The organism is Streptomyces sp. HUAS TT7, assembly GCF_051550175.1.
GTDB lineage: Bacteria > Actinomycetota > Actinomycetes > Streptomycetales > Streptomycetaceae > Streptomyces.
This window is the reverse complement of record NZ_CP196176.1, coordinates 403,226-424,804: the sequence shown is the minus strand read 5'-3', so window position 1 is coordinate 424,804 and position 21,579 is coordinate 403,226. Positions and strand designations below refer to the sequence as shown.

Annotated in this window: 24 protein-coding genes and 1 pseudogene; 9 read left to right on the top strand and 16 right to left on the bottom strand. The window is 68.9% G+C overall.

What is annotated here, in order from left to right; genetic code table 11:
- Positions 1 to 457 precede the first annotated feature (457 nt).
- Both ACSHXC_RS42310 and ACSHXC_RS42305 read left to right on the top strand, forming a co-directional pair.
- On the top strand, positions 458 to 1,702 hold the full coding sequence (locus ACSHXC_RS42310) for an IS110 family transposase (protein ID WP_438297603.1): 1,245 nt from the start codon (positions 458 to 460) through the stop codon (positions 1,700 to 1,702).
- Positions 1,703 to 1,789: 87 nt separating this feature from the next.
- Positions 1,790 to 2,434: an NAD(P)-dependent oxidoreductase gene (locus ACSHXC_RS42305; protein WP_438297602.1), complete on the top strand. Its 645-nt coding sequence runs from the start codon at positions 1,790 to 1,792 to the stop codon at positions 2,432 to 2,434.
- A 457-nt stretch (positions 2,435 to 2,891) separates the two neighbouring features.
- Here ACSHXC_RS42305 and ACSHXC_RS42300 read toward each other — a convergent pair whose 3' ends face one another.
- The 9 genes from ACSHXC_RS42300 to ACSHXC_RS42260 form a co-directional block, all read right to left on the bottom strand.
- A complete protein-coding gene (locus ACSHXC_RS42300; RefSeq protein ID WP_438297601.1) occupies positions 2,892 to 3,158 on the bottom strand; it encodes a hypothetical protein in 267 nt (88 codons plus the stop codon).
- Positions 3,155 to 3,445, bottom strand: coding sequence for a hypothetical protein (locus ACSHXC_RS42295; RefSeq protein WP_438297600.1), 291 nt, complete (start codon positions 3,443 to 3,445; stop codon positions 3,155 to 3,157). Before ACSHXC_RS42295 ends, ACSHXC_RS42300 begins: the two co-directional genes overlap by 4 nt.
- Before the next feature lie 206 nt (positions 3,446 to 3,651).
- Positions 3,652 to 4,506 carry a class I SAM-dependent methyltransferase gene (locus ACSHXC_RS42290; RefSeq protein ID WP_438297599.1) on the bottom strand — a complete coding sequence of 285 codons (855 nt, stop codon included), beginning with the start codon at positions 4,504 to 4,506 and terminating at the stop codon, positions 3,652 to 3,654.
- A gap of 169 nt (positions 4,507 to 4,675) precedes the next feature.
- On the bottom strand, positions 4,676 to 5,479 hold the full coding sequence (locus ACSHXC_RS42285; RefSeq protein ID WP_438297598.1) for an ABC transporter permease: 804 nt from the start codon (positions 5,477 to 5,479) through the stop codon (positions 4,676 to 4,678).
- Positions 5,476 to 6,081 (bottom strand): ATP-binding cassette domain-containing protein, encoded by a 606-nt coding sequence (locus ACSHXC_RS42280; RefSeq protein ID WP_438297658.1) that lies wholly within the window; start codon positions 6,079 to 6,081, stop codon positions 5,476 to 5,478. Before ACSHXC_RS42280 ends, ACSHXC_RS42285 begins: the two co-directional genes overlap by 4 nt.
- 582 nt (positions 6,082 to 6,663) lie before the next feature.
- Complete coding sequence (locus ACSHXC_RS42275) at positions 6,664 to 6,873, bottom strand: hypothetical protein (RefSeq protein WP_438297596.1); 210 nt, start codon at positions 6,871 to 6,873, stop codon at positions 6,664 to 6,666.
- A 482-nt stretch (positions 6,874 to 7,355) separates the two neighbouring features.
- A complete protein-coding gene (locus tag ACSHXC_RS42270; protein WP_438297595.1) occupies positions 7,356 to 7,481 on the bottom strand; it encodes a hypothetical protein in 126 nt (41 codons plus the stop codon).
- Between the two features lie 58 nt (positions 7,482 to 7,539).
- Positions 7,540 to 7,860, bottom strand: a complete 321-nt coding sequence (locus ACSHXC_RS42265; RefSeq protein WP_438297593.1) for a hypothetical protein — start codon at positions 7,858 to 7,860, stop codon at positions 7,540 to 7,542.
- Positions 7,861 to 7,915: 55 nt separating this feature from the next.
- On the bottom strand, positions 7,916 to 8,128 hold the full coding sequence (locus tag ACSHXC_RS42260; RefSeq protein WP_438297592.1) for a helix-turn-helix transcriptional regulator: 213 nt from the start codon (positions 8,126 to 8,128) through the stop codon (positions 7,916 to 7,918).
- Between the two features lie 682 nt (positions 8,129 to 8,810).
- Here ACSHXC_RS42260 and ACSHXC_RS42255 point away from each other — a divergent pair.
- Positions 8,811 to 9,341 (top strand): hypothetical protein, encoded by a 531-nt coding sequence (locus tag ACSHXC_RS42255; RefSeq protein WP_438297591.1) that lies wholly within the window; start codon positions 8,811 to 8,813, stop codon positions 9,339 to 9,341.
- 724 nt (positions 9,342 to 10,065) lie between these two features.
- On the opposite strand, the gene ACSHXC_RS42250 is transcribed toward ACSHXC_RS42255, so the two are convergent.
- Both ACSHXC_RS42250 and ACSHXC_RS42245 read right to left on the bottom strand, forming a co-directional pair.
- A complete protein-coding gene (locus tag ACSHXC_RS42250) occupies positions 10,066 to 10,347 on the bottom strand; it encodes a hypothetical protein (RefSeq protein ID WP_438297590.1) in 282 nt (93 codons plus the stop codon).
- A gap of 419 nt (positions 10,348 to 10,766) precedes the next feature.
- Complete coding sequence (locus tag ACSHXC_RS42245; RefSeq protein ID WP_438297588.1) at positions 10,767 to 11,045, bottom strand: hypothetical protein; 279 nt, start codon at positions 11,043 to 11,045, stop codon at positions 10,767 to 10,769.
- Between the two features lie 225 nt (positions 11,046 to 11,270).
- On the opposite strand from ACSHXC_RS42245, the gene ACSHXC_RS42240 reads away from it, so the two are divergent.
- The 3 genes and pseudogenes from ACSHXC_RS42240 to ACSHXC_RS42230 form a co-directional block, all read left to right on the top strand.
- The gene (locus tag ACSHXC_RS42240; protein ID WP_438297586.1) at positions 11,271 to 11,753 is read left to right on the top strand and encodes a hypothetical protein; all 483 of its coding nucleotides are present in this window, start codon (positions 11,271 to 11,273) and stop codon (positions 11,751 to 11,753) included.
- Between the two features lie 15 nt (positions 11,754 to 11,768).
- On the top strand, positions 11,769 to 12,086 hold the full coding sequence (locus ACSHXC_RS42235; protein ID WP_438297584.1) for a hypothetical protein: 318 nt from the start codon (positions 11,769 to 11,771) through the stop codon (positions 12,084 to 12,086).
- A gap of 117 nt (positions 12,087 to 12,203) precedes the next feature.
- A pseudogene (locus tag ACSHXC_RS42230) lies at positions 12,204 to 14,211 on the top strand (Helicase associated domain protein); the annotation flags it as partial.
- 72 nt (positions 14,212 to 14,283) lie between these two features.
- Here ACSHXC_RS42230 and ACSHXC_RS42225 read toward each other — a convergent pair.
- The 3 genes from ACSHXC_RS42225 to ACSHXC_RS42215 form a co-directional block, all read right to left on the bottom strand.
- Complete coding sequence (locus tag ACSHXC_RS42225; protein WP_438297583.1) at positions 14,284 to 14,682, bottom strand: hypothetical protein; 399 nt, start codon at positions 14,680 to 14,682, stop codon at positions 14,284 to 14,286.
- Complete coding sequence (locus tag ACSHXC_RS42220; RefSeq protein ID WP_438297581.1) at positions 14,679 to 15,338, bottom strand: hypothetical protein; 660 nt, start codon at positions 15,336 to 15,338, stop codon at positions 14,679 to 14,681. Before ACSHXC_RS42220 ends, ACSHXC_RS42225 begins: the two co-directional genes overlap by 4 nt.
- Before the next feature lie 467 nt (positions 15,339 to 15,805).
- Positions 15,806 to 16,978 carry an alpha/beta hydrolase family protein gene (locus tag ACSHXC_RS42215; RefSeq protein WP_438297580.1) on the bottom strand — a complete coding sequence of 391 codons (1,173 nt, stop codon included), beginning with the start codon at positions 16,976 to 16,978 and terminating at the stop codon, positions 15,806 to 15,808.
- A gap of 264 nt (positions 16,979 to 17,242) precedes the next feature.
- Here ACSHXC_RS42215 and ACSHXC_RS42210 point away from each other — a divergent pair, with 264 nt between their 5' ends.
- Positions 17,243 to 17,374 (top strand): hypothetical protein, encoded by a 132-nt coding sequence (locus ACSHXC_RS42210; RefSeq protein ID WP_438297578.1) that lies wholly within the window; start codon positions 17,243 to 17,245, stop codon positions 17,372 to 17,374.
- A 684-nt stretch (positions 17,375 to 18,058) separates the two neighbouring features.
- On the opposite strand, the gene ACSHXC_RS42205 is transcribed toward ACSHXC_RS42210, so the two are convergent.
- Complete coding sequence (locus tag ACSHXC_RS42205; protein WP_438297577.1) at positions 18,059 to 18,655, bottom strand: NADPH-dependent F420 reductase; 597 nt, start codon at positions 18,653 to 18,655, stop codon at positions 18,059 to 18,061.
- Between the two features lie 41 nt (positions 18,656 to 18,696).
- Positions 18,697 to 19,515 (bottom strand): 3'(2'),5'-bisphosphate nucleotidase CysQ, encoded by an 819-nt coding sequence (locus tag ACSHXC_RS42200; protein WP_438297576.1) that lies wholly within the window; start codon positions 19,513 to 19,515, stop codon positions 18,697 to 18,699.
- A gap of 137 nt (positions 19,516 to 19,652) precedes the next feature.
- Here ACSHXC_RS42200 and ACSHXC_RS42195 point away from each other — a divergent pair, with 137 nt between their 5' ends.
- Both ACSHXC_RS42195 and ACSHXC_RS42190 read left to right on the top strand, forming a co-directional pair.
- Positions 19,653 to 20,585, top strand: a complete 933-nt coding sequence (locus tag ACSHXC_RS42195; protein WP_438297574.1) for a LysR family transcriptional regulator — start codon at positions 19,653 to 19,655, stop codon at positions 20,583 to 20,585.
- Between the two features lie 277 nt (positions 20,586 to 20,862).
- Positions 20,863 to 21,306 carry a hypothetical protein gene (locus tag ACSHXC_RS42190; protein ID WP_438297573.1) on the top strand — a complete coding sequence of 148 codons (444 nt, stop codon included), beginning with the start codon at positions 20,863 to 20,865 and terminating at the stop codon, positions 21,304 to 21,306.
- Positions 21,307 to 21,579: the final 273 nt, after the last annotated feature.

Below are 21,579 nucleotides of genomic sequence, written 5' to 3'. Positions count from 1 at the left end.
CACCCACCCGCAGCTGCCCCAGCCGCTGCTCGCCGACCCGGCTGCGCCGGGTGCTCTGACCGTGGTCCGTGCATGGCTCCGGCTGGTGCGTTGATGACGCGCCGCTCGACCCGGACGACCTACGAACTACCAGATGGTGTCGCGCTGAGTGGTGTACCGGTGATCTCGGTATAGCCCTCCCCGCGCACGAGACGCGTCGCGCGAGTTGATCTCCGCCTACGAAAGTCTTGCCAGAAACGCGGATGGCTGCGCTGATCACCTCGAGTGCGGGAAAGTCGTGGTGGGTGTCCCGGTCGCACCGAAGGCTCTGCGATGCCAGTGAGCTCGTTTGCCAGGATGGTGCCGGGGCAGCCAGGGGAGCACGGTTTGTCGCCATGGCGGCCGTTGTGCCGTCCGCGAGCACGCGTGTCAGATTCCGGTTCGGGGTAGTCGGGACAAGCGGTTCCTGCTGGCCTGCGTGCGCACGCCCAGCACCCGGCGGGCGAGCACCTGGAGTCTGGGGACCGAGCGGTTCGGCACTACCCGGGCGGAACTCCGGCGGCTGCTGGCCTGGCTGACGGAACGTGAGGTCGAGGTGGTGGTCATGGAGGCGACGGCCGACTACTGGCGCGGCGTCTATTACCTGCTGCAGCCCCACCTGAATCTGATGCTGGTCAACCCCGCTCACCTCAAGGGAATCCGGGGCCGCAAGAGCGATCCGAGCGACGCGGCCTTCCTGGCCCGGGCCGGTGCGTCCGGGATGGTGATGGCCTCCTTCGTCCCCGACCGCGCGGTGCGCGAACTGCGCGATCTGACCCGGCGGCGGACCGAACTCGTCCGCGCCGCCGGCTGGGAGGCCCAGCGGCTGGAGAAGGAGCTGGAGGACACCGGCATGAAGCTCACCTCGGTGCTGACCGATGTAACCGGCGTGAGCGGCCGCGCCATCCTGCAGGCCCTGGTCGCCGGGGAACGCTCTCCCGAGCGCCTGGCCGACCTGGCCGTGGGCAAGGCTCGTGCCAAGATCCCTGCCCTGGTTGAGGCGCTGGACGGCGACTTCACCGACCACCACGCGTTCATGGTCCGCCACTACCTCGACGAGATCGACCGTATCCGGGCCGTTGCCACCGCCTTCGACGCATGCATCGCGGAAGCGCTGAGCGGACGAGGACAGGACCTCAACCTCCTGGACACCATCCCGGTGGTCGGCCGGATGACCGCAGAGATCATTCTCGCCGAGACCGGCGGTGATATGAGCCAGTTTCCCACCGCGCAGCATCTGGCCTCGTGGATCGGTGTCTGCCCGGGGCAGAACGAGTCCGCGGGCGTGAACAAGTCGGGGCGGACCCGGCCGGGCAACGGCAACCTCAAGCGCGTCCTGGGGGTCGCGGCGATGGCTGGCTGCGATCAGGAACAAGCGCACCTATCTCTCCGCGTACTTCCGGCGCCTCTCCGCCCGCCGGGGAGGCAAGCGGGCCGTGGTCGCGGTCATGCACAAGCTCACGATCGCGATCTGGTACGTCCTGCACGGCTGGGTGCCCTATCGCAAGCTCGGCGCCGACTACTTCGCCCAGCGCGATCCCGCACGCGCCATGCGACGCATGACCAAGGAAGCCATCAGCCGTGGACTCACGATCCGGTTCGAACCCATCACTGCCACTTGACCAGCACAGTTACTGGGTCTTTCGTGTCAGGGCCACGTGACCTTGTACCCCGACAGCAGTAGCCATTGACACGCCCTGGTTTGGGCATGGGAGCTCTCGGTGGCCAGTGCCTGACCCCCAATAGGGTCGGTGCAGGGAGGGGGTGTCACATGGAGCGGGGCCGGGTTCTGCTGCTGGATGCGGCTCCTGGCGAGCTGCTCGGTCTGGAGTTGGGGCATCTGCTCGGCTATGGGCTGGCCGTCACGCTGAATCTTCGGAGGGTGGACGATCAGGCCGGGGCGCGTGCTGCCTGGGGTGGCAGGGTGGACTTCGCCGATTTCGACGCCTTCGACGAGTCCGCGCTGGTTGCCGAGACCGTGCGGGGCGGGCTCGGCTACCACGCGGTGAAGTCCCGTGCCGGTGCGCCGCTGCGCGCAGCGTTCCTCGCGGCGGCCACCGATCCGGTGCTGGCCAACCGGCTCCGCGTGGTCGGCCGGGCCGGGGCGGGCACCGATCACGTCGAGTTGCCGGCCGCCGCCCGCCACGGTGTCGCGGTTACCCATACCCCGGGGGCCAACGCGAACGCGGTCGCCGAGTTCGCCCTGGCCCAGCTGCCCGCCCTGACCCGAGACCTCCCGGCGCACAACCATGCCGCGCACCAGGGTGGTTGGCGGGCACCGGCCGCACCGGCGGCAGAGCTGTCGGAACTGACCCTGGGCATCGTCGGGCTGGGCCGCATCGGCCTGGCACTGGCTGGGCGGGCGACCGCTCTGGGTACAAGATCAAGAACCTTGCGGCGGAACTCGGGCGGATAGCTGCGGGGCATCACGGCCTCTGAAGGCCGCTGGATAGTCAATTGTCCAGCAACCCGACTCCATCAGCCCCGGGGCAGACCATCTCAGATGTTGACTGTGACCTGGGGTTTTGTGGTTGCTCGGTAGTAGTTGGCTTCGTATTCGGCGGCGGGATGTGCCCGATCTCACCGTGGAGTCGACGGTGGTTCTACCGGTCGATCCACTCAGCGGTGGCGAGCTCGACTTCGGGGAGTGTCTTCCAGGCCGTCGGGGCTTGATCAGCTCGGTCTTGAACAGGCCGATCGTGGACTCCATCAGGGGATTGCCGTAGGCGTCGCGACCAATCCGATCGACGCGGCGATGCCTGCCCGGTCGAGGTGCCCGGCGAGCGCGACCGGCCAAGACGACCCCGCCCGCCTTCACCAGCCGCTCAGACAGCGCCCTGATCCGCGCCCACCGCTCACGATGGCTTGCGGGGCTATGGGCCGACGATCAACCACGTGATGAGCACCGCGTCCATGTCGCGGTGATACCGGTACAGCACCGAGACACCGCGTCCCCGTGTCTGTTCAGTGGTGAGGCGTACGACGCCTTCCTCGACGTCGGGGTCGTACCCGGGGCGGCGGTCACCTCTGTGCGGGTCCAGTTCCAGCGACGCCCGGACATCGGTGACGGCCGCTCGCTCGTCCCGGGTGAGTTCGGTGAGCACCTTGTCGGCCTCGTCGGAATAGTGCACGGGAGTCAACGCCCGGTCTCCGCGATCTTGCGGCGGAGCACGGCGGCGGACTCGGCGGAGGACATGGTGAGCGCGGCAACCGCCTCGGGTGTCGTGTTGCCCAGGACATAGGCGCGGTACCGGTCGGCGAGCTCCTTGACCTGGTCGAGTGGCGTGTCGGCGAGCTCGGCCTCAAAGCTCTCCAACTCGGTCGGGATACCCAGCGAGCTCAGCCCCGCCAGCGCGGCACGCAGCTCGGGCAGCGTGTTCATGGGCGGCTGGTACGGCTCGCCGGAATGCACGGGTTGTGCCGTCATGCGTTCCCCTCCTCGGTCACTCGTCTTACGCCTGCCACGCTACCGCTCCGGTCTGAGCCACGTTCGGTCATCTCCTGGACCGGCCGCCCCCGCTCTCGTCGAACGGACCTGCGCCCAACGGTCCTGCGCGCAGGGGAGCGCTCGACCGGCCGCGCGGCGACCCACCGTCGAGTCCACCGGCGGTGGCGGGGCAGGGAGCCGTCAGATTACGACTTGGTGGCCACGGTGATGGTGTACCGCCACGTCTCCTGGTGCCGGTGCATCTCGACCCCGCTCATCGCGTTGATCAGCTTGTCGCCGAGTCCCACGCTGCGTGCGAGTGTGTAGGGCAGCCATCCGAGCACCGAGAAGGCCCGCAGCATGGGCAGGATCTTCGCCGTCGCGTCATAGACCGACTCCAAGGTGAAACCAGTCTGCTGGAGCAGCCGCTCGAGTTCTCCGTGGGTCAGACTGAGCATCCCGGGCATGGCCGACAACTCACAGACCCGGACGAGCGCGGACCGCGCCCGGGGCGGAAGTTGGGCCTGGGGGGTGCTTGAGTACTCGAACATCACCAGTCGGCCCCCGGGGCGCAGGACGCGGTGGAACTCGGCGAGCACCTGCTGAGGGGCGGGCGAGTGGACGCAGGACTCCATCGTGTAGACGCCGTCGAAGGAGGCGTCGGCGAAGGGGAGGGCGTGGTAGTTCGCCTTGAAGAACCGTGTGCGTGTGCCCGGTTCGCCGGCGCGGGCCGAGCGTCGCCGCGCGATGGCGATGTCGGATTCGATGCCGTCGATCCCGGTGACATGGACCCCGCTCGCCTGTGCGATGGTGCGTGCCGCGTCTCCGACTCCGCAGCCGGCATCGAGTACCGCCGACTCTGGGGGCAGGGCGAGCTTGCGGGCAGCGACGATCTCCATGCGCCGCATGGCGGCTGAGAATCGCCAGGGGGGGTCGGCGGGTTCGTACCAGCCGAAGTGGCGTGTGCGGCCGAGGAGCGTCACGTATCCGAGGCGTGACTCGAATGCCCGGTAGTAGGGCAGGACGTGCTGCTGGTAGTGGGTGTCGTCCCAGCAGGTCATCGCGGCGGTCCTTGTCCTTGTGGTGTCCGTGAATGAGGTGGGTGCGCCCTTTTGGTGTGCTTCGAGCGGCTGTCGGCGGTGGCTGGAGTGTTCGGGCTGTTCCCGCATGCTGCTGCGCTGTCGGGCGGGCGGGGCCCTGCGGGCGAGAGCGGCATGGCTGCGAGGGGTCTCATCCAGCCGGCTGTGCGATCACGCATGGGGTCGGGTGGTGTTGGGGCAGGGTGTTGCGGGTCCGTCGGTGGAAGGCGAGCAGGGCGATGAGTGCGCCGGCGATGAACCATGCGAGCTGGATTGCGAGGTAGGAGAGGGCGCGGGTGGATGTGAAGCCGGCGGCCATGGCGCTCTGCATGACGCCGTAGGACGGGAGGTAGCGGATCGCGGTGCTGTCCGCGTTGGAGCTGATGACCGGGTTCTGGAGGCTGACGTCCAGGACGCTCGTCATGATCAACGCGAACATGCCCTCGACCTCCCGGTGCAGCAGTGATCCGAAGACAACGCCCAGAGCGCCGTAGGTCATGGCGGCGCAGAAGAGGGCGGCTGTCAGAAGGAGGGGCTGGCGGGGCATCCAGGACAGGCTGGTGACGGCGGTGGCATAGACGGAGATGAGCGCCGAGGCGACGGTGAGCGCCGCGGTCTTGGCCAGGACGAGGTGCGTGCGTGGGTAGCCGGCGAGCGCCAGGCGGTGGTCGAACCGGCCGCTGGCGAAGCCGGCGGCGAACATCATGAATCCGGTGATCAGGATGACGGCGTTGATGGCGCCGGTGATCTGGGTCAGTTGGTTTCCGGGGGGTGTCACGATGGCCCCGGTGGCACGGAGCCGGAACCGCGCGGGTGTGTCGGGCACAACGCATCTGGCCACCGCGCTCCAGGTGGGAATGAACGCTGCGACCAGGAGCATGGCGAACCGGTTGCGGGCGTGCACGACGAGTTCGTACCGGCTCGCTGTGGCGAACAGGACCAGGTGTCTCTTCACGCCCGCACCCCGTCGTGTTCACGCAGCAGGCCGCCGTCCAGGTGCCAGAGCTCATCGAGACGCTCGGTGTTGTGGGCGAGGTGCGAGACGATGAGAACGGTGCGCCCGGCATCGCGCAGGTGGGTGGCGAGTTCCCAGAAGCGCAGGTAGGTGTCCCAGTCGAAGCCCTGGTAGGGCTCGTCGAGCAGGAGCGTCTGCGGGTCGTGCATCAGGGCCAGCGTCAGGTTGAGTTTCTGCCGGGTGCCGCCGCTGAGCAGCCCGGCCAGTTCGTCGAGGCAGTCCGTGAAGTGCAGGATTTCCATGATCTCCTGCGCGCGTCCCAGATCCGGGAGACCGAAGGCCGTACGGAACAGACGCAGATGCTGACGGACAGTCAAGTGATCGTTGACAACGACGCTCTGAGGACAGTAGCCAAACCCGCCGTGGTGCCGAACGATCCCACGGCTTGGACGCAGCTCGCCCGCGAGGATCTTGAGGAGGGTTGTCTTGCCGGCGCCGTTCTCTCCGGCGATCCCAGCCAAAGCCCCACCCCGTAACGCCAGGTCGATGCCGCGCAGCACCACCCGTTTCCCGTAGGCGTGATGCACGTCCCTGACCTCCACTAGCCCCTCCCCGGACAACGCCGACCCGGCATACGCCGTGATGCCGGCCGCTCGACTGCCCAACAGCCCGAGCAGAACAACGGTCACGCCCCACGTGGCTTTCGAAGCCGGCACCCGGTCCATCGCCACGCCCCAGGGGTAATGAACCCGCGCCCGGGAGCCAAGCGTTACGGATGGATGGCAGCGCCCGTTGTACGACCGCGATCGTGATGGCGGGTGCCGTCGAGCCCGGCCCGCTCCTCGAAGCGGCGCAGACGTCCACCGCCAAGGGCCGTCACATCCGACTCAGGTACGTGGGAAGTCCAGTGGCCCGCCGGAGGTTCTTTCTTGTCGATGCCGAAGACGACCAGGGGGCTTCGGGCGGAATCCGGCCGGCTGCCTCAGGCCGGCGCTCTCCACACGTTCGCCCTCGTGTACTCCGGGTTCCTCTCGCCGCCCGTGATGGGCCTCCTCGCCCTTGCCGTCATCGGAGGCGCCAGCAGGTGGCCCTCCCCATCGGGACTGGCGTGGGCGACTGTCCTGGCAACGGGCTGCGGCGCACCGCCCGCCGCCTATGCCCTGCTGACGGGAGGCCGAGATCGCTCACTCACCCGGCCTCGACTCGCTCTGCAACGCCTCGAACAGCGCCAGCGCATCACCACCGCTTTGGTCTCTCTCACTGCCCTGGCCGCTGGCCTCATGCTGATGGTCGGACTCCACGGCCCGCGTCCACTCGCGACGTTCCTCGTCTTCTCGGCCGGCGGGATTGCCGTAGCCGCGGTTTTGACCCGGAAGCGGAAAATCAGTATCCACACGGGGACTGTCGCAAGTGTGCTCGGGTTGCTGGGCGCGGCACACGGTTCCTGGGCAGCTCTCGGGATTGCACTCGCCGGTGTAATGGGATGGGCACGGGTCCGCGTGGGAGCCCACACGCCGACAGAAGTGACATACGGCCTGCTGTTCGGGCTCGCCTGGGTCTTCCTGTTCCCAGGTCTGCGCGACTGGTAAGGATCAACCATCCGCACCACCCGCCCGGCCAACAACCTGATCGACATCAAGGTCCGGTACACCGGCGCCGACGAGTGGCACACCCTCACCGGAAGCCCCGCCACCGTCCCCGACAGCGCGCTGGAACACTTCCACACGCGCCTCCTCACCGCCGTCGAACACGGCGAAGAAGCCGTCACCCCCAACTGACCGGGACAGCGCCGACCGGGCAGGAACGCCCGGCCCCCTCACCGCCGGATCCCGGACGTTCGGCAAAGAGTTCCTCGTGCCGCCGACCGGGCCGCGGTTCAGTTGAGGGTGATCCACAACTCATAGGGGCGGCCGGTGCCGACGCCTTCGGCCTGTCCGCGCCGGTGAAGCCGGGGCAGCGTCGGCCGGGCAGGGCGCAGGTTGCGGGCGCAGGGGCCAGTCACGGTCCGGGCGTCCGGGGCAGGGGTCTGCCGTGGCGCAGCCGTTCGAGGCGGTGGTGTCTCAGGCGTGCCGGGACCAGAAGGCGACGAACGCGATGTAGGCGATGGCGGCGGTGGCCACGAACCAGAAGTACGGATCACCGCTTCGTCCGGATGCCAGGTCACCGATGAAGGCGTAGAGGCTCCCCACGGTGAGCACCACGCCGGTGCCGGCCCAGGCTCGCCCCGAGATCCGGGCGAAGCGCTCGTCGGGCTCCTTCTCGGTGAGGCCCTGATAGGTCTCGCTCCGGCGTCCCAGCACCACTAAGACAAGGCTGCAGACCGCCAGGACCCCGAACGCCACCAGGCCGAGAACGAGGCGGCCGCCGAACGTCGCCGCCACGAGGCAGGCACCTCCGACAGCGAGGAAGAAACCAGGGACGGACCGCCTGGCTGCACTACTGGTCACCTGCTGGGCCCTCATCGACATGAAACATCTCCTCAACGCTGACCTCGAAGAACCTGGCCATGGACATCGCGAGCGGCAGAGAAGGCGTGTACCGCTCGGTCTCAATGGCATTGATCGTCTGCCGCGAGACCCCCAGCGCCGTGCCCAGCTGTCCCTGGGAGAGCCCTCGCGACGACCGCAGGTCTCTGACCGTGTTTCTCACCTGTCAAGCATGCTTGTCACCCATCATCGATGTCAAGCATGCTTTACAGGTGCAGACCCGACAGGCCCACCACATCGTCGGCGCGACACAAGCCATGAGCGACCCGGCCGCCCCGCAGCAGGAGAACCCGACGGCCCCGCTGGCGCGGGCGATTGAGCAGAACGGGGAGTTCCTCGACCTCGTGCGCACGGGCATGCCTGCCGGAGACAGGACTCTCGCTGGGCCCTTCCCGAACCCCCCTTCCGATCGAGTGCCCCGCGCAAGCACACCGCCGGCTCGGCCAGCCCTTGCGACACGAACCCCAGCCGCTGCAGCGCGAATTCCGACCCACACCTGGGGCAGCGCCGGGTCGCCAACATGCGGGAGACGACCGGCCGCGCGAGCGCTCTCGGAAGCACTTCACTCCAGCCCACCGTACGACCGCCCTGTCGTCAACCACTGCATCCCCAGCCGTCACCCCCAACTGACCAAAACAGCGCCGACCGGGCAGGAACTCCCGGGACGCTGCTGTCTGTTTACTCGTTCACGTGGGGCCGGGGGTGCCCGCTACAACGGCTGCATGGGGATATGGACGGATGAGTTCGCCGCGCCGGTCACGCCGGCGCTGCTGCCGGTCGGTGCGTTCGCCGCGATGGCGGAGGAGTTGGTGCAATAACAGGTGGTGCGCACACCATGGTGGCTGGTGGCAGGTGAGTTGTCGGCGAACGCGGAGCCGTCCTGGACGAGTGTCCTGTGGGACATCCGCAACACTTCCCCCGCGGTGGGTGAGACGGTGGTCAGTGACCAGTCGTGGACGGACGAGGAGGACTTCGACACTCCTCCCCCGTGGGGGCCGGTGCGTGAGCGCGGCCGGGTCCTGGCCACGAGCGGCGCCGTCGAGGACCTCGTGCCCGCGCTGTCCGACGCACCGTATGGGCAGGAGGATGTCGCGCTGGTGCTCTGCGGGCTCGACTTCACCAACCGGCCGGTCGAGGACCACTACGGGAGCCCCGATCACCGGATCCTGCCGGCCTGCTTCAGTCTCGCGACCCAGCAGGAGCGGCCGGTGTGCACCAGCAGCCTCAACGGCGAACCAGGAGGCCCCTACCATCCGGTGCGCACGTTCGTCTCCACCGGCTACAAACACGGAGACGACGGCCCCTGCCCACCCGTGGACACCGTCCTGCGCCGCCACCTCGGCCCCGACCTGCTCTGCGGCCACACCCGCGGATAAGCCCCGGCCGACCGGTCAAGGGTGGCCCAGCCAGCTCCCCGGCAGAACAGCCCGACCATGCCCGGCCTCGACGGTCACCCTCGACAACGACGTCACCCCCGTCTGCGGGGAGCCGGGCGAAGGACACGGAGCCAGGGATCCATCTGCCCGCGGCTCAGGCAAGGTGTCGAGGTCGGGCAGCGTCGGCTCCCACAGAACGTGAAACGGCGCCGCCGGCAGCGCAGCGTTGCGGCCGGTCGCCAACGTGCGGGAGACAACCGGCCGCGTAAGCACCCTCGGGAGCACTCCGGATTACCGACGGGCTCCTCCCGCTCCTGCGCGCGTTGTGCTGCGCGCAGTGGATTCACTGCGGTCAGGAAGGTGGCAGGACTGCTATACGGCTGTCGGCCGGCTCGCCTCGCTCCCGCCTCCCGGGCCCCCGGCCGATGGCCGCCGGGCGACATGGTCGATGCTGTCCTGGACCATTCCCGACGAACACCCCGGGGCAGACCTCCCACCCCCACGGCAGGACCGGCCACCGCACACGAACAGATACGGCCAAACCCAATTACGGCGCGGCCCGTTCGGCCACAGGTGCGAACACCATCACCTCCGCTCAGGCCACTATCCCCGCCGCCCAACACGCTGACCACGGACAGGAGAGCACCATGGACGGGTGAGGTGATCACCGGTACAGGTCAGCCCCCGCCCACGGCGTGGGGCTCGGCCGCGACCGGGCCCCACGTCACCGCGGCCGAGCACCGCTCTCCAGCGCGCCGATCCGCGCCACCGTCGCCCCGCTCTTCGGACACACCCACACCGCCGCGCCCGCCACCACGGCCGCCACCAGCGGGTGGGTGTCCGGGTGGGCCGGGCAGTGCGGCCAGACCGCCGGCGCACCCTCGGACCACAGCGCCTCCACCGCCCACTCCTGAACCTGCTCCGCGAGGCCTGCCAGACGTTCCGCAGCAGTGGCGTCCACGGGCGGGGTCAGGCCCCGGCCACTGCCGTCGGGTGCGTAGAGCATGACCCCGTGCTCCGTGTCCGCACGCACACGCGGCCCTACAGCACACTGCGCTCTGACATCGCGCAGGACTGTCCCCAGAGCCTCAGCGAATTCCTCGTCCGCCACGACACGGTCTCCGATCGGTCAGCACCGGCTGCCAGGACTTCCACCATGACCCGGCAGCCACAGGCACCAGCCCCGATGAAGGGACTGTGCGCGAGACTACCGGTGGTTTATTCGCCCCGGTAGAGACCCAGAGGTCTGCTGCCGATGGCGACGGCCCCCGGGGCGGTTCCCAGGGCCGTGCCGTGAGCGCGGGCCGCAGTAACGAGGCACTCGGCACGCCGAACGGCATGCGATGACAGTCATGAGTGGCTGGGCCCGAGTTGTCGTCAACGAGGTGGTGCGGTCGCAGTGTCCGCGAGCGGCAGGCGGACGATTCAGCGGGTCGACTCGTCTCCGGGCAGACGACGGTTGAATTGTGGGCCTCGTCGCCCGGGAACCCAGCCCGACTCCTGGGCCCGGCGAATCGCGCGGGCTACCAGCGAGGGGGTGATCACCGTGCCGTGCTCCACCCAGGTCACCATCCGCTGTCCTCCGGCATCGGCGTCCTCCACCACGATCGCGAGGCCGGGTTCGTCGTCCGGCGCCACCACCCACCGGTAGCGACAACCGTCGACCGTGAGACACTTCGTGCCCTTCTTCGCCAATGCCACCATGAATCCCCGAGACGGCCCTGCCCATGCCCTCGTCGAGGATGATCCCAGCTCAAGCCGGTGCGGCCGGAGGCGGCTCTTCCCCGTGCCTGAAGGTGGTGCCCGTTCATGTCCAAGCTCAGCTTGTCCTCCAAGGTTCGGGCCACTGACGACGTGCGGCAGCGGGTTACCAACCGCCCCGAGCAAATCCGATGGCACCGATAGCCTTTCGGCGACAAGACTGCACCGGTGAATACCCTGCCACCGCGGCCCGATCCGCTCCTCCTACCGGTACGGGACCCGCGCGCCGGCAACCTCGTTCTCGACTATGCGGACATGCATGCCCTGGTTGCCGACCTGATTCTGCCCGGCCACGCATCGATGTACCTGATGAGCGCGATGGAAACCTCCCGCGAGCTCATCCGGCACTCCTACTACCGGTACGAGTTCGCCACCGTCGCCGTCACGCATTCCCTGTTCGCCCTGGAGCACGTTCTCGCCGAACGTCTGGCCATGAACGAACCGCTCCCCGTCCTCATCGAGCGGGCTGCCGGCGCAGGGCTCATCACGCCCGGACTCGCCGCCGAACTCGACCGCAGCCGACTGCTGCGCGACAAGCTCACGCAGGGCACCGAGTCAAGTGCCGCCCTCCGCCCGATCCGGGCCGTCGCCATGGTGCGTGCCGTCTTCGATGCCGTCTCCCTGCTCCTTCGTCCACCGTCCGCGGCGTAGGCGACAGCCGCCGACGTGGGCGGAGCACAGCCCGAAGGCGGACTCGCCCGGCTGTGGGAGGACCACCTGCGCGCCCCGTTCCCCGACGGCTTCCGCGGCGTGGACTTCGACGGCGTCGACCTGGTCCTCCTGGACGCCGACGTCGCCGGCCTCGTGCAGAGGGAGCTGAAAGGCGGACTCGACGACAGCGGCATCGCCTACCTGTGGGGCTGCATCGCTGACCTGGACAAGATCGTCCCTCTGATCAACGAAGAGTACTGCGCCTCCTACTTCACGAGACTTCGGACGATGGCCCGGGTCGCAGCAGCGCCCTACAACCCCACCGCGACCTGACCATCGGGGTGGAAACAGACTCGGGGTCTCTCACGACCGCGTCAGGGTCCGCCTCGGCTTTGCTCGACGACGCTCTCGGGTCGCTTGACCGTTTCACCCACCTCGTAGCGGTGGCCCGACGGCCAGGGGGCGGAGCTCGCGAGCATGGCCGATGACCCGGACGGACCCTACGCGTGTGGCTGGCCGATCTCGGCCTGTCGGAGGCGATCGAGCGGGGCATCCTCACCCGGGTCGAGACCGCCGTCCTGGAGATCTGCGCCCCCTCCCCCGTTCGCGGGGAGTCCGAGGAGGCGTGGCGCGGCCGACGGCCGGCCCTGTTGCAGACGGTGCTGCTGGAGCACGCTGCCGCGTACAACCTCAAGACCGTGATGACGTTCCACCAGAAGGTGGAGGAAGCCGCGGCGTTCACGGAGAAGCTGCCGGAGACCACTGCCGAGCTGTACGTCACCGACGCCTCCGACAGCGACTGGGCCACCGCTGGCGAGCTGCCGAAGTCCTCGATCGATGCCCAGTTCTACGAGCTGGAGGCCGACCGCCACGTCCCGCCGGACCGGGTGTGGCCGGCGTGGCTGTGCGGCGACCACCTCGTGGCCGAACGCCGCGAGGCGCTGCGCCAGTTCGCAGGCGGCATCGACGCAACCGGCACCGGGTCCACCGCGCGTTCCTCGCGAGCGTTCGCGTGCTCGGTGAGGGCGTGGACCTCACCGACGAGCGGGCGTGGAGGCAGTGTGCTTCGCGGGCACCCGCGGCTCGCAGGTCGAGATCGTGCAGAACATCGGCCTGGCACTCCGGCCCAACCGCGACGGCACCACGAAGACCGCACGCATCATCGTGCCGGTCTTCCTCGAAGCCGGCGAAGACCCGGCCGACATGGTCGCCTCCGCCAGCTTCACCACTCGTAGCCGTACTCCAAGGCCTCCGCTCCCACGACGAGCACCTGGTCGCACAGCTCACCTCCCACGCCCTGACCCGCAGCAAGCACGAACGCAAGGTGCACATCCAACGCGACCAGGACGGCCGCATCATCGGGGCCGCTGGCGAGGACGACGCTGAGGACCAGGAACAGGACGGCGCCGATGCCGCCGTCGAGTTGGCGCTGCCGCACTTCTCCAGCCCGCGCGACGCAGCGACCATCACGGCCTTCCTGCGCACCCGCGTCTACCGGCCGGAGTCATTCGTGTGGCTGGAGGGCTACCAAGCCCTCATCCGCTGGCGCGCCGAGCAATAAGATCACCGGCCTGCACGCGGTCCCCTACGACACCGAGACCGAGGTCGGCGTCACCAAGAACTTCCCCCTCGGACGGTGGATACACCAGCAACGCAAGACCCTGCGCGCCGGGAATTCGAGGCCCGGCGCAAGACCCTGCTCGACGCGCCCGGAGCCGGAATGGTCTGGGAGCCGGGCGAAGAGGCGTGGGAAGGCCAAGCTTGCCGCGCTGCGCTCGTACCGGCGGGCGACCCGGGCACCTCGCGCCCCGGCAGGACGCGGTCTGGGGCGAGGGTGAGGCGATGGTCCCCATCGGACAGCACATGGCCAACCTCCGCCGGAAAGGAACAAAGAACGGCCTGGACAAAGACCCGGAACGGGCGACGAAACGCGCAAAGCAGCTGACGGCCATCGCCCCGGACTGGAACTGCCCATGGCCACTGGACTGGCAACACCACCACCGCATCCTCGCGGACCTGGTCGACGCCGACGGCAGCCTCCCCGACATCCAGCCCGGCGTGCAGTTCGACGGCGACGACATCGGACGGTGGCTCCAGCAGCGGAAACAGCCCGGCACCTGGGCGCAGTTGTCGACCGAGCAACAGGAACGGCTGACCGCATTGGGTGTGCAGCCCGCCCAGGCACCTTCCCCCGCCCCCGCAGCCAGGCGTGCGCCGAACGGCCCGAGCAAAGCACAACAGGCCTTGCAACGCGGCCTGTTAGCCCTCACGCAGTGGGCGGAACGGGAAGGGCGCCAACCGACCTGTCCCGCGCGGCCACAGCGAGACGATCACGGTCAACGGCGAAACGGACCCGATAGCCGTGAAGCTCGGCGTATGGATCTCCAACACCAAAACTCGGCGGGACAGACTCACCCCAGAACAGCGGGACGCACTATGCAAGCTCGGCATCGAATGAGCCCAGGGCTCCGGAGGATCATGCCGAACGCATGGGACTCTCCGGTTCTGGAAGGCCGTTCCATCAGAGGCATCAGCGGAGCCGGTCTGGGGAGGGGAATTGCGTGATCTGCTCGTCGAGCCAGGTGTAGGTTTCCAGACAGGACAGGTAGCCGGCATGGGCGAGGACCAGCACTCCGCCGATGGCCTGCCCGTCGGCATCGACGACTTCGGCCTCGGCGACGACGGGATCATCGGCGATGCGAGCGGCAGGCGTGAGAGCCTCGTCCAGGCCAAGATCGATGCTGGCGCAGGAGCACGTGCAGTGCCCGGTCACCCACAGGTGCGGGATCTGCGCCCGCAGAGCGCGATGAACAGGGTCGTCGCTCTTGAGGAGTGCCTCAAGGAGCTCGACCGCTTCTGCGGGTACTCGATCACCGGTCGTGCTGGCCTCCATGTCCTGACCTGACCATCCGACCAGGTTGAACGTCAAACCGGATTCCCAGCACGTCCCGGCGCCCGGGGCTGGTCACGGGTGGAGCCAGAGCCGGATCGCGGCGACGGTGACTCTGCCGTGGAAACGGGCATGGTGGTGTGTGACCCGAGCCCGGACATGTGGCGGTAGTAGAGGTAGAGGATTCGCAAGTTCTCCGTGCCGAAGCCGCGCGTCGGCCCCCACTTGGTGAGGGTGTCCACCATCTCGGAGACCGTCAGCTCCTGTGCCCCCAAGGTGCCGAACTCCGCGATCGCCTCGCTGCGGTCGATGCTCAGCGGCTTGAGTTGCGGCGCGTGCGGCAACTCGGTCAAAGACTTGGCGACTTCGGTGGGGTTGGCCGCGTTCCACTGGGCTTTGTGAGCGTTCTCCTTCCCCGCCCCCTTCCGCCGTATGCGGGCTTCCTTGCGAGCGGCGGCGAGGTGGGCGCGGATGCTGTCGGCCTCCAGTCGGAGACCTTCCTGATACCGCACTTCCGCCCGCGCGAGGCGTTCCAGGGCCTGGTGCCCGCCGATATGGATGTACAGGCACACCGCCCCGGCCTCCAGATGTGCCCGAAACAGAAGGCGCGCGGCCATCTCCTGCTCAACGCGGGCCGCCGTCTCCATCTCGGCCAGCAACCGACAGCAGTGACTCAGCGCCGCTCCGACGTGCATCCGCCACCTGACCCGCTCCGTGCCGGAGTTGACCAACGCCCAACGGGAGCTTACGGGGGCAACCTGCCCGCCGGACCACCCAGTTCAACGCCCAGACCCAGCCAGGGGGCACCGCTCGGGCGGGAGGTTCGAGAAGCCGCCGCGCGTCAGACTCTGCCGGGGTCCGGCGGCGGGCAGCATCGGCCGGACGTCCACGCCGCCGGACCCCTCCAGTGTCACCTACCGGGCAAGCCGAAAGCCGCACGGCATCCGGCGCAAACCGCCGCATGGACCACACGGATTCCTCGGTGCCGGTGAAGGCTACGATCTCGATGTGCTGGGTGATGCTGTGCTTTTGCACCGGGCCATGGTGAAGGTCACGGTCTCGGTCGCCGGCTGTCCGCGGGGCCTGCTGAGCGCCGTCGCTCGGGGCCGGCCTGATCCGAAAGAATGGCCCTCCCCCGCCGGACGGCGCTGCTCAGCGGCACCTAAGGGTGCTGGAACATGACCTCTGGGTAGGCCCGGGAGGGGCCGTCGAGGAGAGGCTGTGGAATTCCCTTCAGCTGGAGGTCGAAGAAGGCGCCGACGTAGGTGCCGGTGATCGCCGCGGCGCGCTCGGCGGCGATGGTCTCGGCCGGGAGGGGGATACCCGCCTGGGAGGCGAGAACCGGCAGATCGGTGAAGTCGAAGTGGACCGCTCCCGCGACGGTCAGCCAGCGTTTCCAGCCGCCGAGGTCCGCCCACGCCTGGTCCCAGGAGGTGTCCTTGCCCGGAGCGTGCCCGGACTCGGTGCCCAGTAGCAGGAAGGGCCGGCCTCCCACGCCCGCGGCGGGGGGCCGGACGTCGAAGGTGCCGTCCATGTCCACACCGGCGTGCACCCGCCGGTCGGCGGCCATGGCCGAGGCGGCTGCGCTGCCGCCGACAGAGTGGCCGGCCACGCCGATGCGGTTCCGGTCGATCGTCCAGTGGTACGGCCACGGCGAATGACGGCCGGTCAGCTGGTTGACGACGAACGAGACGTCCTTGCCTCGGCTCTCATTCACAGCGATCCAGCCGCCCGGGGGAAGGGTGTCGCAGATGGTGCAGGTGAGCGTCCGGCCGTCGGGGAACGTGGTCCCGGAGTCCTCGTAGGTGTGGTTGACGAGGGCGACGACGTAGCCACGGCTGGTCAGGTCCTCGGCGAGGCTCGTGAGCGTGGTACGAGGCAGGGTGAAGCCGGGTGAGAGCACGACCAGCGGAAAGCGGCCGGAGGCCGGACGGGCGCCGGTGCGGGCCCAAGAGCGCGTGCCGCTGAGCGTGCCGGGCGGGATGCCGGCTCCCGGCGCCTGCTTCTGCAGCAGCAGCGCGGCCTCTGCGACGGTCATGTAGGGCGCGGGTACGCCGGAGCCGGACCGTGCGGGGTAGAACACCGAGACCATGAGCCGGCGCGGGCCGGCGGAGGGCACCCAGGGATCCTGGCGGTGGGTGTCCACCAATTCCAAGGTGCTGAGGCCGACGGCGTGCGGGCCGGTGGGGCGGGGCAGCGCCAGGTGGACGTCCGTGCTGGCGGTGACGGCCGGGGCCGGGACGGCCGCCTGCGCCGAGACGGCCGGCAGGACCAGCGGAAGGCAGAGCACGATCGCGAGCATGCCGGACACCGCGATGCGATGAGTTCGTCTCATGGTGCCCAATGTGGCTCGGACTCCCCGACCCCGCATCGGCCCGCAGACGGGCGCGCACGACGCCTGCCCGTAGGGGTTTGCCAGGAGCGCCCCCTAGCCCGCTGGTACGTGACCATCGACGGCGTTGTCCGGTAGCGGTCGGCCTTGCACAGGTCAGATCGGCCTTGCATCTGAGGCTGCACATTGCGGGCGGATCTTGCATCGGACCGCGATCAGGTTGCCCATCGCCCTGCCGTCCACGACAGGGCGATACGGTGGTCGGCTATGGGAGACGCTCCGCGCGAAGTCAACGAATGGCCCCAGGGGCGCAACCCGCGGCGCCGGGGAATCGGGGTGCTCGGCTGGGCGCTGCTGATCTTGCTCATGGTCGCGCTGTTCACCCTGTGGCCGAGCTGACGGCAGCTTCTCGTGTCCACCGACAGCGGCAGGGAAGCGGAAGCCCCGGACGCAGTCGCCGAAGGTGCAAGAACAGCTTGACCAACCGCGGAGTCGGCGCGCAGCCAAACCTTGCATGCCGCTGGTCACGCCACCGAGCGTGCAGCCTCCACCGGGACCGGACAGCCGTCATCGGGACGCTAGCAGTGCTGCTCCTCCCTGCTGCCGGTGTGACTTAGTGCTCCGCTTGGCCAGTTGAGCGCATCGCAGGATGCTGCCCTTATGGACGAGAACCCGCAGCGTGAGTTCTGGACCGTGGGGCGTCTGCGCGAGGCTCTGGCGGAGTTCGACGCGGACACTGAACTTGCAACATCGATGTCCCCGACGATGACGCGGCAGACTGGAACTCAGCGTGGAGGGAGCCGAAGTGACGGTAGGACCGGGGACCGGGGACCGGGCGAACTGTACGTGGTGACCGCAGGCGTTCGGCATGCCGTTCGCACCGGGAGCCGGGGCACCCTGGTCATCGTGGAAACACCCGAAGGGTGAGAGCAGCCCAGGCAGCCGATCCTGGGCACCCCCCTCGCGGCCGCGAACGCCCCTGCTCAACTCGGCCTCGACCGGGCGCAGGGCACCCGAAATGCAGGCGCGCTTCGTACGCGCTTGTGGATGTGGGCCCGGCGGGGGCGGTGCACTGTGTGCGGATCAGCGGGCGATCGAGATCGCGAAGGGCGCGAATCCGCTGGACCGGATCACGTGCGGTACGAACAGGATCGCGGCCTCCGTAGCGCGGGCGGTCTGGATCCCGCCGAGATCAGTGATCCACTCCTTGCGCCAGCCGAGGTCGGTGAGCAGTTCACGGACGGTCTGCTTGGCCTGCGGGTCGTCGCCGGAGAGGAAGGCGTCGGGCGCCTGGGTGAGCGTGGCCGGCGCGGTCATCACCGGGAACAGCATGGTGTTGAGTGTCTTGACGATGTGCGTTTCGGGGAGCGCTTCCTGGAGTTGCTCGGCGAGGCTTGAGCCGGGGTAGATCAGGTGGGCGGGCAGTCCGTCCGGTCCGTCGACGGTGGCGTTGGATACGTCGACGAGGATCTTGTCGCGCAGTTCCTCGCGCAGGGCGACGAGCCGGTCCAGCGAGCCGGCGCCGGGGGTGGCGTTGATGACGATCTGGGCTGTGCGGGCGGCGTCGGCGGCGGCGCCCGGCGTGCGGTCCGCGACGGTCACCTCATGCCCTGCCCGGGTGAGGGCTGTGGCCAGGTTGCCGCCGACGCGGCCGTTTCCGAGAACTGCGATCGTGGTCATGATGATCTGGTCCTTCCGTGCGTGCAGGTTGTGGTGCGCGGTCAGCGTGAGAGTGTGGCGGCGGCCTCGGCGTGGACGCCGGGTGCGGCGGCCAGGAGGCTCTCGCTCTGCGGGGTCCAGGGGCGGCCCTCGGCGTCGGAGATCTGTCCGCCGGCCTCGGTGACGAGCAGGGCCCCGGGCAGCAGGTCCGCGCGGGCGCCGGCGAACTGCCAGAAGGCGTCGATCCGGCCGGCGGCTACATGCAGCAGGTGCAGGGTCGCGGGCACGGCGGTGCGCACGACGAGCGCCTCGAAGAGCATCGCGGTGATCGAGGAGCCGACGCGCCGCACGACCTTCTCGTCCTCGTCCGGCCGGGCTTGGCTGGTGGCCACGATGCTCAGGCCGAGGTCCGTGGTCTGGGACACATGCAGCGGCCGGCCGTCGAGGTGGGCGCCCGCGCCGGTGAGCGCGGTGTAGGTCTCGCCGGTCAACGGCAGGTGGACCGCGGTGAGCACCGGCTGGTTGTCGCGCACGAGGGTGGCGGTCACCGCCCACTCGGGCAGGGCGTGCAGGTGGTTGACGTTGCCTTCGGCCGGATCCACGACCCACCATTCGCCGGGCGGCAGCGCCCCTCCGACCAGTTCGTCCTCCACCCATCCGGCGTCCGGGCGCAGGCGCGTGAGGCGGGGGCGCAGGATGTCGAGGGCCGTGTCGTCGTTGGCGGCGAGCGCGCGCATCAGCTCTTCGCGGGTCTGGTAGCGGACCACCTCGCCGAAGCGCTCGCGCAGCGCCGAACCGGCCGCGCTCACGGCGATCGCGGTCTGGTCGAGCAGGTCGGCGTCGGAGGCGGCGACATCAGTGGTCTGAACTGTTTCGGACATGGTGAACTCCCCTTTGAGAAGGAGGTGTTGGGGCCGTTCGGGCCAGACTGTGCGCTCTGTTCAGCGCTCTGGTCTCGAAGCTATACAGCCCCTTGATTAACTTCAAATGCATGTAAAGCACGACTAGGATTACTCACATGCAATTGGATCTGAACCTGCTGGCCGCGCTCGACGCGCTGCTGGAGGAGGGCAGTGTGGCCGGGGCTGCCGCACGCCTGCATGTCACCGCCCCCGCGATGAGCCGGAGCCTGGGCCGCATCCGGCGCACGACCGGGGACCAGATCCTGGTGCGCACCGGCCGCACGATGACCCCGACGCCGTACGCGATCGCCGTCCGGGAACAGGTGCACGAGCTGCTGCACCAGGTCCAAGGGGTGCTGGCACCCAGCCGTGAACTCGATCTGGCAACGTTGGAGCGCACCTTCACACTCCGCTGGCACGATTCCCTGGTCGCCTTGAGCGGCCCCGCACTGCTCACGGCCGTACGTGAAGAGGCGCCGGGCGTGCGATTGCGCTTCATCGCGGAATCCGGCATCGACACCCCCGAGTTGCGGCGCGGCGAGGTCGACCTGGAGGCGAACGCCAACCCCCCGAGCGCACCGGATATCCGTGCCGAGAACGTGGGCGAGACCCGTCTCGTCATCGTCGTGAGGAAAGGGCACCCCCTCACCCGCGTCAGAACCGTCACCGCACAGCGATACGCCGCCGCTGAGCACGTCACCGTCTCGCGACGGGGAAACCTCAGCAACGCCCTCGACGACGCCCTCGCGCGGCTCGGCCTCACCCGCCGCGTGGTGGCGACCGCGCCCACGGAGGCGGCCGCGCTGGAGTTCGCGCGCGGCTCCGATCTCCTGATCAGCGTCCCCGAAGCCACCACACGGTCCGCGGTCGCCGACCTCGGCCTGGAGGTGCTCCCTCTCCCGCTCGAACTACCCTCAGCGCCGATATACCTGTCCTGGCATCAGCGCTACGACACCGACCACGCCCACGCCTGGCTGCGCGGGCTGGCACGAACCGCGCTCGCCACGTCAGGAACGTCGGACTCCTTCATGCCCGCGCCTTCGCCCTGACGGGATAAACGGCATTATCGCGAGGTCCGGAAGCGCTGTACGGCTCGCTGACCGCCTCTCAGCCTCTCGGGGGTCCCATCACACCGACGGACTTGAGTTCGGGTTCCCATGGCACCATTCTGCGCGTCGCATTTCTGATGTTTTCTCAGAAATGCCTGAATGGTGTCCTGATGTTCTGTCGCGGCGAACCTTGACCGATCCCACTGAACTTCGATCGGTCCGCAGTTGGTTGGGGGTCCCGGGTTCCGAAGCGGGTCCGTAGCGAAGGATGTGTGCCATGTACGAGACCTTCCGCTACCGCTACCTCCACGCTGGCGTGGGCCTGGCCGCCAACCTGTGCGCCGACGCGTACCAGACGGACGAGCCTCCACCTCCATCCGCCCTCCTCATCCACCGCTCCCTGTACCTGCGGCTGCCCGCGGACCGAGCCCCGTACTGGCTGGAGGCAGCCTGGCTTGCCTTCGGGGCTTCCCTGCACGCCAAGCAGTTGGCCGACGGCCGGGCCCTGGTCCTCGACGTCGAGGCGTTCACGTACCCCGGCGCCGACTACCGCGCGGAGGTCGCTGCCCTCGCTCTCGACGGCTGGATCCACCGTCGCTTCGGGCTCGCCCCCTGCGGTGCCTCGGTCACGTACGACAGGCCCTCCCACCGCTTCGCCTTCACCTGGCCGAGCCCGGTCGCCCCCTTCGCCGACGAGTTCCCGCCCCCAGGCCCAGCCTGAGTTGCCGCCACCGGCGGGCGTTCCCACCGTGTTCAAAACGGCAGTGCTGTGGCCGGGCAAAGCCCGTGCCGGCGAGTACCGGGAGAGCCTGGCCGAACTGCGTCGCAAGCGGCGTGGTCGCTGCAACGGCGGCAGGTGGCGTTCGTTTCATGCCGTCCGCCACCGTACTGCCCCGCCCACCTTGACCGTCGGCGAGTCGCCGGTCCGTGTTCACGGGGCGCCGTGAACACGGCAGGGCTTGGCCGTCATCTCTTGGTGTTCACGGTCTTGGCG

Coding starts and splice junctions, on each gene's coding strand:
- ACSHXC_RS42305 (WP_438297602.1), top strand. CDS start 1,790: ATGGAGCGGGGCCGGGTTCTGCTGCTGGATGCGGCTCCTGGCGAGCTG.
- ACSHXC_RS42200 (WP_438297576.1), bottom strand. CDS start 19,515: ATGTCCGAAACAGTTCAGACCACTGATGTCGCCGCCTCCGACGCCGAC.
- ACSHXC_RS42220 (WP_438297581.1), bottom strand. CDS start 15,338: ATGCACGTCGGAGCGGCGCTGAGTCACTGCTGTCGGTTGCTGGCCGAG.
- ACSHXC_RS42195 (WP_438297574.1), top strand. CDS start 19,653: ATGCAATTGGATCTGAACCTGCTGGCCGCGCTCGACGCGCTGCTGGAG.
- ACSHXC_RS42190 (WP_438297573.1), top strand. CDS start 20,863: ATGTACGAGACCTTCCGCTACCGCTACCTCCACGCTGGCGTGGGCCTG.
- ACSHXC_RS42290 (WP_438297599.1), bottom strand. CDS start 4,506: ATGACCTGCTGGGACGACACCCACTACCAGCAGCACGTCCTGCCCTAC.
- ACSHXC_RS42245 (WP_438297588.1), bottom strand. CDS start 11,045: ATGGTGGCATTGGCGAAGAAGGGCACGAAGTGTCTCACGGTCGACGGT.
- ACSHXC_RS42205 (WP_438297577.1), bottom strand. CDS start 18,655: ATGACCACGATCGCAGTTCTCGGAAACGGCCGCGTCGGCGGCAACCTG.
- ACSHXC_RS42250 (WP_438297590.1), bottom strand. CDS start 10,347: ATGCTCTACGCACCCGACGGCAGTGGCCGGGGCCTGACCCCGCCCGTG.
- ACSHXC_RS42210 (WP_438297578.1), top strand. CDS start 17,243: ATGGGAGACGCTCCGCGCGAAGTCAACGAATGGCCCCAGGGGCGCAAC.
- ACSHXC_RS42215 (WP_438297580.1), bottom strand. CDS start 16,978: ATGAGACGAACTCATCGCATCGCGGTGTCCGGCATGCTCGCGATCGTG.
- ACSHXC_RS42295 (WP_438297600.1), bottom strand. CDS start 3,445: ATGACGGCACAACCCGTGCATTCCGGCGAGCCGTACCAGCCGCCCATG.